This window comes from Streptomyces sp. LS1784 (assembly GCF_020103755.1).
GTDB lineage: Bacteria > Actinomycetota > Actinomycetes > Streptomycetales > Streptomycetaceae > Kitasatospora.
The window spans coordinates 1-8,592 of record NZ_JAHSQD010000361.1 but is presented as its reverse complement, the minus strand read 5'-3'; the positions used below and the strand labels follow the sequence as shown (position 1 = coordinate 8,592).

The 8,592-nt window shown below is 71.8% G+C and carries 8 protein-coding genes; 2 read left to right on the top strand and 6 right to left on the bottom strand.

The window, feature by feature from the left end:
• Window positions 1-298 (top strand): peptidoglycan-binding protein (locus KS423_RS30875; protein ID WP_224283067.1); only part of this gene is annotated, 298 nt, incomplete at its 5' end.
• A 33-nt stretch (window positions 299-331) separates the two neighbouring features.
• On the opposite strand, the gene KS423_RS30870 is transcribed toward KS423_RS30875, so the two are convergent.
• The 4 genes from KS423_RS30870 to KS423_RS30855 form a co-directional block, all read right to left on the bottom strand.
• A complete protein-coding gene (locus KS423_RS30870; RefSeq protein WP_224283066.1) occupies window positions 332-919 on the bottom strand; it encodes a TMEM165/GDT1 family protein in 588 nt (195 codons plus the stop codon).
• Between the two features lie 285 nt (window positions 920-1,204).
• Window positions 1,205-2,053, bottom strand: a complete 849-nt coding sequence (locus KS423_RS30865; protein WP_224283065.1) for an ABC transporter permease — start codon at window positions 2,051-2,053, stop codon at window positions 1,205-1,207.
• Window positions 2,054-2,066: 13 nt separating this feature from the next.
• Window positions 2,067-3,692 carry a dolichyl-phosphate-mannose--protein mannosyltransferase gene (locus tag KS423_RS30860; RefSeq protein WP_374120056.1) on the bottom strand — a complete coding sequence of 542 codons (1,626 nt, stop codon included), beginning with the start codon at window positions 3,690-3,692 and terminating at the stop codon, window positions 2,067-2,069.
• A 186-nt stretch (window positions 3,693-3,878) separates the two neighbouring features.
• Window positions 3,879-5,183 carry an MFS transporter gene (locus tag KS423_RS30855; RefSeq protein ID WP_224283064.1) on the bottom strand — a complete coding sequence of 435 codons (1,305 nt, stop codon included), beginning with the start codon at window positions 5,181-5,183 and terminating at the stop codon, window positions 3,879-3,881.
• A 144-nt stretch (window positions 5,184-5,327) separates the two neighbouring features.
• Between KS423_RS30855 and KS423_RS30850 the strand changes: the two genes are divergently transcribed.
• On the top strand, window positions 5,328-5,909 hold the full coding sequence (locus KS423_RS30850; RefSeq protein ID WP_224283063.1) for a MarR family winged helix-turn-helix transcriptional regulator: 582 nt from the start codon (window positions 5,328-5,330) through the stop codon (window positions 5,907-5,909).
• 131 nt (window positions 5,910-6,040) lie between these two features.
• On the opposite strand, the gene KS423_RS30845 is transcribed toward KS423_RS30850, so the two are convergent.
• Both KS423_RS30845 and KS423_RS30840 read right to left on the bottom strand, forming a co-directional pair.
• Complete coding sequence (locus KS423_RS30845) at window positions 6,041-7,843, bottom strand: glycosyl hydrolase family 18 protein (protein WP_308020266.1); 1,803 nt, start codon at window positions 7,841-7,843, stop codon at window positions 6,041-6,043.
• A 349-nt stretch (window positions 7,844-8,192) separates the two neighbouring features.
• The coding region (locus KS423_RS30840) for an FxLYD domain-containing protein (protein ID WP_224283062.1) at window positions 8,193-8,592 on the bottom strand (400 nt) is incomplete at its 5' end.

The following is an 8,592-nucleotide window of genomic DNA, read 5'->3' as shown; positions in this document are numbered from 1 at the left end:
GGCCCCGGCCCCCACGCCGACCGCGCCCGCGCCCCCCGTCCCGGTCCCGACGCCCGCCGCCACCCCGACCCCGCGGGTCCTGCAGTACGGGATGAGCGGCCCCGACGTCAGCGACCTCCAGCAGAAGCTCGCCGTCGCCATCGAATGCTTCGCGTCCATACCGGTGACCGGGGTGTACGACGACATCACGGTGAACACCGTCGCCTACGTCCAGCGGATGTGGGACGTCAAGGGCGACAAGCGGGGCGTCTTCGGGCCCAACACCCGTGCCGCCCTGGCGACGCACGCCACCTGCTGACGGCGTGGCGTCGGCCGGCGGTCGGCCCCAAGATCAGCCGGTGATCGCGCCGAAGAGGCTGATGCCCGCCAGCACCACCATGATCGCCGCCGCCACCCGGATGATCAGCTTCATCGGCACGTACTTGAGCAGCTTCTGCCCGCCCACGATGGCGATCCCGCCGACCGCGCACAACGCCAGCCAGGAGCCGAGGCCGACGGCCAGCGGGTCGGCGTACTTGGCGGCCAGGTTGGCGGTCATGATCTGGGTCAGGTCGCCGAACTCGGCGATCGCGACCACCACGAAGCTGGCCCCGGCCACCTTCCAGAAGCTGTTCGAGGACGGCTCCTTGGCCGCGTGCTCGTCCTCGTCCTCGCCTCCGTGGAACAGCAGCATCCCCGCGCCGACCAGGAACAGCACGCCGGTGACGCCCTCCACCCAGCGGTGCGGCAGCAGCGAGAGCAGGTGCCCGGCGGCGAGCGCGAGGCCCACCTGGAGGGCGAAGGCGGCGGCGATGCCCGCGAAGACGAAGCTCGCGCGGTACTTGGTGCCGAGCACCAGGCTGGCGAGCGCGGTCTTGTCCGGCAGTTCGGCCAGGAAGATGATGCCGAAGGTCAACACGGCAACGGTCAGACTCATCAAGGGTTCCTCGGTCGGGCTGTCTGGCCACCGCGACTCCGTCAGGGGACGCTCCGGCCCGACAGCACTGGTCATGGTCACAGCACTGCGGCCGAAGGTCTCGCCGGCGACGCTCATCGAGCGGTGCCCCGGGCGCCGGGCCCCTGGGGGCCAGTATGTCGACGGTCCGGTGGAGGGCTACTCCCCTTCAACGGGCTCAAGCGTACCGGACGTCGTCGACCGGCCCGTCCGACGAGGTCGCCGGCCCCACCCGGACCTGCACCGCCCCGGCCCGGGAGACGGACCCGCCTACCGGACGCCCCCGTCCGGCTCGGCCGCGACCAGCCCGCGCCCGACCAGTTCCAGCACCACCACGATCGCCACTGACTCCACCGCCAGCAACCCGATCAGGACGAACAGCTGCACCGCCCCCGCCTGGACCGGCGAGGCCCCGCCCAGCAGCATCCCGACGAACGCCCCGGGCAGGGTGACCAGGCCGACCGTCCGGGTCTGGTCCAGCGCCGGCACGAGCGAGGTCGCCGCCGCCGTCCGGCAGATCTCCAGCCGCGCCTCGCGCTCCTCGAAGCCGAGCGCCAGCGCGGCCTCCACCTCGCCGCGCCGCAGCCGCAACTCGTCCAGGGCCCGCCGCCCCGCCAGCGAGGTCGCGCTGAGCGCACCGCCGATCAGGATGCCCGCGACCGGGATGACGGACAGGCCCTCGGCCGGCAGCAGTCCGACGCCCAGCAGCAGGGCGAGCACCGGCAGCACGCCCGCGCCGATCGGGGCGGCCGCCCAGAGCCAGCCCGGGCCCGGGGTCATCCGCCGCCCGGCGGTGCGCACCGCGACCGAGAACATCAGCAGCACGAACAGCGCCGACCACCAGAGCGAACCGACCACCCAGGTGATCACCGCGGCGACGGCCGCCAGCTGCACCACCGCACGCAAGCCGGCCCGCAGCACCGCGTGCCCGTGGCCGAGCAGGCCCCGCCCGGCCACCGCGACGGCGGCCAGCAGCAGCACCGCGGTGACCACCCCGAGCACCGGGGTGACCGGCAGCAGCTGACCACCGGAGGCCGCCAGGCCCGCTGGGACGGCCAGGTCCACGGGGATCGCCGGGAACGCCGGGAACGCTGAGACGGCCGAGTCCGTCGGGACCATCAGATCCGGCCCATCAGATCCAGCTGGTGAACCACATCCGGTCCTGCCAGGACGACATCGGGATCACCTCCGCCGTGTACAGCGGGTAGAAGAAGGCGAAGCAGCCGACGATCGCGAGCACGATCGCCCCGGCCCCGATCGCCCCGATCCGGCGGCGCTCGGGGCTGCACCCGGCCGGGCCGAGCATCGCCCCGAGCATCTGGGCGACGGCCAGGCACAGGAACGGCACCAGCACGACCATGTAGAAGGAGAAGATCGTCCGCTCCTGGTACCGGAACCAGGGCAGGTAGATCCCGGCCACCGCGCACAGCACCGCGCCCGAGCGCCAGTCCCGCCGGAAGAACCAGCGCCACAGCAGGTAGACCAGCGCGAAGCAGGCCGTCCACCACAGGAACGGCGTGCCGAGGCCGAGGATCTGCGCCGCACAGCCGCCCGAGGAGGTGCAGCCGCGCTGCCCGTACGGGACCTGCTCCCAGTACATCGAGACCGGGCGGCCGTCGACCAGCCAGGCGAAGGGGTTGGACTGGTAGGTGTGCGGGGTGCTCAGACCGGTGTTGAAGTCGTACATCTGCGAGTGGTAGTGCCACAGGCTGCGCAGCGGCGCGGGCACCCAGCTCATCGAGACCTGCGGGAGCGGGATCCCGAGGACGCTGTCCGGGGAGAGCCCGGCGCGCCCGTCTGCCCAGTGCCGGTCGTAACCGCCCCCGCTGTTTCCGCCGGCGGCCAGCCAGCCGCTCCAGGCGCCGACGTACACCACCACGGCGGAGCCGACCATGGCGAGGAAGGCGGGAACGGCGTCCCGGCGCAGCATGGAACGCCAGGGGTGGCGGGCGCCGGCGCCGCGGCGGCCGGCCTGGTCCCACAGGACGGTCAGGATGCCGAAGGCGGCGAGGATCGGGGCGCCGTTCCACTTGACCGCGCAGGCGGCGCCGACGAACACCCCGGCGGCGATCCGCCAGGGGCGCCACCCGAGCCGAACCGCGTCGGCGTCCTCGACGGCGCCGGCCCCGTCGGCGAGCCGGGCGCGGGTGTGGTCGCGGTCGATCAGCAGGCTGCCGAAGGACGCGAGCACGAAGAACATCTGGATGCCGTCGAGCAGGCCGACCCGGCTCATCACCAGCTGGAGTCCGTCCACCGACATCAGCAGCGCGGCGGTGCAGCCGATCAGGGTGGAGCCGAAGAGGCGGCGGCCGATCCGGGCCAGCATCAGCACGGTGACGGTGCCGAGCAGGGCGGTCATGAACCGCCAGCCGAAGGGGTTCAGCCCGAACAGCTGCTCGCCGATCGCCATCACCCATTTGCCGAGTGGCGGGTGCGCGATGAACTCGGGCGCGGAGCTCAGCGGGATCGACTGCGGGACGGACAGGATGTCGGCGTTGGCGTGGTCGGGCCAGGTGCCCTCGTAGCCCTGCTGGAGCAGCGACCAGGCGTCCTTGGGGTAGTACGTCTCGTCGAAGACGAACGCGTTGGGGTAGCCGAGGTTCCAGAACCGCAGCAGGCCGGCGAAGAGCGCGACGGCGATCGGACCGAGCCACCCGGAGCGGTCGGCCGCCCAGCGGACCAGGCCCCCGCGCGGGGCCGGTGCCGGGGCGGCGGGGGCCGGAGCCACCGGTGGGTGCGTGAGCGCCGCTTGCGTCATAGCCTCGCCGATTCGCCTGTCTGCTCTGCCCGGGTCCTGGCTCCGCCCGGGTCCTGCCACTCCGGCCGGGCCGGGCGGTCAACAGCCACCGACACTATGTGGCGGTGCGCGCGAAGCCAAGCGCGACGGGCGCCGACCAGGTGACCTGGTCGGCGCCCGTTTCGAACGCCCTTGCGGGCCTTTCCGCTACGCGGCGGTCTGGAGCTCCCGGACCGGGACGGCACGGACCACGACCGGGGCCGCGTTGTCCTGCTCCGGCGTGAGGTGCGGGCGCAGCCGCAGCGCCAGGGCGACGATCAGCAGCGTGGAGCCCGCCATGGCCGCCAGGTAGAGCGGCCAGGTGCCGGAGCCGACCAGCAGCACGCCGACGGCCGGGCCGACCGCGATCGCGATCTGCTTCACCAGGGCGTACCCGGCGTTGTAGGTGCCGAGCAGCCGGGCCGGGGCGAGGTCCGCGACGATCGGGCCCATGGTGGGCGCGAGCAGAGACTCGCCGACGCCGAAGAGGGCGTAGATCGAGACGATGGCGACCGTGGCGGCCATGGTCTCGGTCCGGATCAGACCGGCCACCAGGGCCATCGCCCAGGCGCCGAGCCAGACCACGCCGGCCGCGGCCATCGCGGTGGTGCGGCGGCGGCGCGCGGTGATCCGCACGACGAACATCTGCAGCACCACGATGGTCAGCGCGTTGGCGCCGATCGCGAAGCCCAGGGTGGAGGGCGCGGTGCCGACGGTGTCGGTGGCGAAGGCCGCGACGCCGGACTCGAACTGGCCGTAGCAGGTGAAGAAGATCAGCCCGGCGAGCAGGCAGAGCCGCAGCATCGCCTTGTCGGCGACCAGCGCGCGCAGCCCGGTCGGGCCGTCGGTCCGCTCCTGGACGACGGTCAGCTGGACCTTGGGCATCCGGGCGGTGCCGGTGACCAGGGCGAGGCCGAGGAAGGTCACCGCCTCGATGGTGAACAGCCGGGTGAGGCTGGCCGGGTCCGCCACGTTCACGATCTGCCCGCCGACCAGCGCACCGATGCCCATGCCCAGGTTGACCAGGGTGAACTGGAGCGCGAAGGCGTGCGAGCGGGTGGCCGCCGTGGAGCAGCGGACGATCATCGTGGCGAGCGCCGGCTGGCAGGTGGTGACACCCGCGCCGAACAGGAAGGAGGAGACCAGCAGGGCCGGGGTGCCGGTGGCGTGGCCGAAGGCGAACGCGCCGGTGGCGGCGAGTGCCGTACCGGCCAGCAGCACCGGGCGGGGACCGTACCTGTCGATGCCGCGGCCGATGAACGGGAGGACGACGAGGGCCGCCAGCGCGAAGACGGTGAACACCATCCCGGCCGCCAGCGAGCCCAGCCCGCGCACCTGGTCCACGTACACGAACATGTACGGCATCGTGAACCCGCTGCCGAACGCACTGAGCGCGTTGCCGATCTGGACGCGGCGCAGCGGGCCGCCCGCTCCACGCCGCTGCTGCCTCTGCTGCTTCACCGTGCCGGTCACCGTGCACACCCCTTCCTGGTTTCAACTGGATACTCTTAAGTCCAGAAGATTTCAGAGCTAAAGTTTGACGAGGTAAAGTCTTAGCACCAGAAGAGTGTGGAGTCAAAGGCTTAAGGAGTGCATGCTCGTGCGACACTGGTCCGCATGACTACGGACAAGCCGCGGCCGGCTGCCGGCAAGCCCGCCCCGGCCACCCCCCTGGAGTTCGGCATCGCCGAGCAGGTGGCCCTCTACCAGCGGGAGTTCCCCACCGTCGACCCCCAGGTGGAGACGATCGTGCAGACCCTCAACCGGGTCTCCCGGCGGATGGGCGTGGCGTATGACCGGCAGCTGACTGTGCTCGGAATCACCTCCGCTGAGTGGGAGGTGCTCAAGGCCCTGGTGGTCTCCGGCAGCCCGTACCAGCTGGGGCCGGGTGAGCTGGCCAAGCGGCTCGGGCTCACCCCGGCGGCGATGACGCACCGGATCGACCGGATGGTGGCCGACGGCCTGGTCACCCGGGAACGGGACGAGACCAACCGGGTGCGGGTGATCATCGAGCTGACCGAGACCGGCCGCGACAAGTGGCTGGAGTCGATGCGGATGGCGGCGGTGTTCGAGGAGGAACTGCTCCAGGACATCGCCGGCGAGGAGCGCGCCGCGCTCTCCGCGATGCTGGGCCGGATGCTGCGGCGGATCGAGGAGAGCCGGCCGGACGCGCCCGGGCGCACCGCCGACCCGGCCTGACCCCGCAGGCCCCGGGGGCCCGGGAAGGCAGACGAGTCCGGCCCGCCGGGAGGAGGCTCCTCCCGGCGGGCCGGACTCGTCACTTCAGGTGCCGCGCGGGTCCGTCAGGCCCTCGGCGGTCCGGCCGGCCGTCAGCAGGGACCGTTGTCGGTCCAGACGCCCCACTGGCCGCTCAGGCTCGGGTCGTCGCCCTTGGTCCACCACTTGTTGGTGTAGTAGTGGCCCTTCCACGAGACCTTGGTGCCGCCGGCCGCGTAGGTGGTGTTCGCGTCCCAGCTCGGGGCGTTCGGGCAGGTGGCCGGGGTACCGGTCGGCGTGCCCGTGGGGGTGCCGGTCGGGGTCCCGGTCGGCGTACCGGTGGGGGTGCCGGTCGGGGTCGGGGTCGGCGTGCCGGTCGGCGGGGCCGGGCAGGAGGCCGCGGAGCCGTTGGTGGCGCTCACCATCTTGTCGAACAGGGCGGTCTTGGTGCCCAGGTCGTACAGCGAGAACGCGAAGGAGCCGCCGAGGCCGTTGCAGTGCGCGTAGTCGAGCTTGGCCTGGATCGACTTGGCGTCCTCACCGCTCCAGAAGGTGTTGCCGTCGTAGAAGTACGTGGCCTGGGCCGCGTCGTCCCAGAAGGTCTTGGACGGGTTGTCGACGAAGCCCGCGAGCTCCTTGTACATCTGGATGCCGGGGACGTTGCCGGACATCGCCGCGCCGGCCGCCGGCTGGGTGGCGGGCTGGAACAGGCCGTGCTTGCCGTTGTCCTTCACGCCGGTCCAGCCGCGGTAGTAGAACGGCACACCCATGTTGATCTTGTTGGCGGGGAAGCCGCCGGGGATGCCGTACTCCTTGTCGCCGACCGTCCACGCCTTGATGGCGTTGTCGATCGAGTACTTGCCGTTGCCCGGCTTGGCCGGGGTCGACGGGTCGTCCGGGGTCGAGTAGAGCGCGGCCTGGTGGTTGGTCGGCCCCTGCGCGTCCCAGCCGCCGTGCATGTCGTAGGTCATGACGTCGAGGAAGGTCAGGTACTGACCGATCTTGTCGGTCTCGACGTTCATGATCTTGTCCTGGCCGGCGCCGACCGCCGCCGCCAGGGCGTAGGTCTTGCCGTCGGTCTTGCCCTGCGCGTCCAGCTGGGTGCGGAACTCCTTCAGCAGCGCGGTGAAGTTCTGCTTGTCGGCCGGGCTGGAGATGTTGCCGGTGTGGCCGCCGCCGCCCGGGTACTCCCAGTCGATGTCGATGCCGTCGAAGACGCCGGCCCCCGAGCCCGGGCCGCCGAAGCCCGCGTCGGCGGGCAGGTTGCCCTTGATGAACATGTCGATGCAGGACGACACCAGGTGCTTGCGCGAGGCGTCCGTGGCGGAGGCCGGCGAGAAGTACTTGGAGTAGGTCCAACCACCCAGCGAGAGCAGGACCTTGAGGTTCGGGTTCTTCGCCTTCAGCTTCTTCAGCTGGTTGAAGTTGCCCGCGATCGGCTGGTTCCAGACGTCGCCGACGCCGTCGACCGAGATGTCCGCGCCGAAGCTCTTCTGGTAGTCGGCGAACGCGTCCGCCGCGCCGTCACCCGCGTTGGGGTTGTTGTCGTTCGTGTCCGCGGCCTTGGTGGCCTCGAAACAACCCAGGTCGGTCGGGTGGATGTTGGCGAAGTCGTAGATCAGGTAGTCCAGCTTCCCCGCGACGCCGGTGTCCTGGATCGTCTTGGGGTAGTACGCGTTCGCGTAGACCGACCACTGGTCGTAGTAGGCGACCTTGATGCCGCCGCTGGTGGCGGGCGCACCGGTGGAGTTGGTGGTCGCGGCGTTGGCCGCGGGGCCGCCGGACAGCGCGAGGCCGGCGCCGAGCAGCAGGGAGGCGGTGGTGCCGGCCGCGACGGCGGCCATGCTCTTGGGGCGGCGTCGACGGCCGCCCTGCGGAGCCGGGGTCCCGGCCCTTTCAATGCGTGAGCGCAGCATGGGTGCGTGACTCCTGGTTGTGGGGGTTCCCGTCGTCCCGGGGGCGCGCGTCCGGGGTGGGGCCGGACGACCGGGACATGACAGGCATGGGTGGGGAATCGAGCGGGATCAGACCATGACGGACTGCCGGGATGTGCCGAACCGGCGCCCGCGGCACAAGGCCGCTGACGCCGGTTCAGGGGCTCCCTGCACCTGGGCAATAAAAATGGACTAGACCAACTCACCCGTCAAGAGGTGCTGTCGGGCCTTGAGACCCGCTTAAGGTTCCGTCCCCGCGCCGAGCCGGGCCGCCTGGGGGCCCCGGCACCGCCTCACGGACGGGGGTTCGAGGACGGGCCCCGGGCCCGGGTCAGAAGCGGACGGCGTTGGCCACCTCGGCCTTGACCGTGCCGGAGAGGTCCCGGTTGGCGTGCGCGGTGGCCTGGGCGCTCTGCCCGGGGGCCACGTCCTGGACGGTCACCGCCGTCGCGTCCACTACCTTGCCGGACTCGTCGGTGAAGTTCAGCTGGATCACGTACCGGTACGACTGCTGCCCGTGGTTGGTGACGGTCAGCGACACCTGCGGCTTGCCGTCCGAACCGGTGGCCACCGCGCCGGTGGTGATGTCCGCCTTGGCGTCCAGCCCGCCCTTGATCCCGGCGACGGCCGAGGAGGCCGCCGACACCGCCGCCGAGGCCTGCGCCTGTGCCGAGGCGATCGCCGCACCCGCCCCGCCGGCCACCGAGGCCAGCGCCGAGGCGGCCGAGGCC

Coding starts and splice junctions, on each gene's coding strand:
- KS423_RS30865 (WP_224283065.1), bottom strand. CDS start 2,053: ATGGTCCCGACGGACTCGGCCGTCTCAGCGTTCCCGGCGTTCCCGGCG.
- KS423_RS30860 (WP_374120056.1), bottom strand. CDS start 3,692: ATGACGCAAGCGGCGCTCACGCACCCACCGGTGGCTCCGGCCCCCGCC.
- KS423_RS30850 (WP_224283063.1), top strand. CDS start 5,328: ATGACTACGGACAAGCCGCGGCCGGCTGCCGGCAAGCCCGCCCCGGCC.
- KS423_RS30845 (WP_308020266.1), bottom strand. CDS start 7,843: ATGCTGCGCTCACGCATTGAAAGGGCCGGGACCCCGGCTCCGCAGGGC.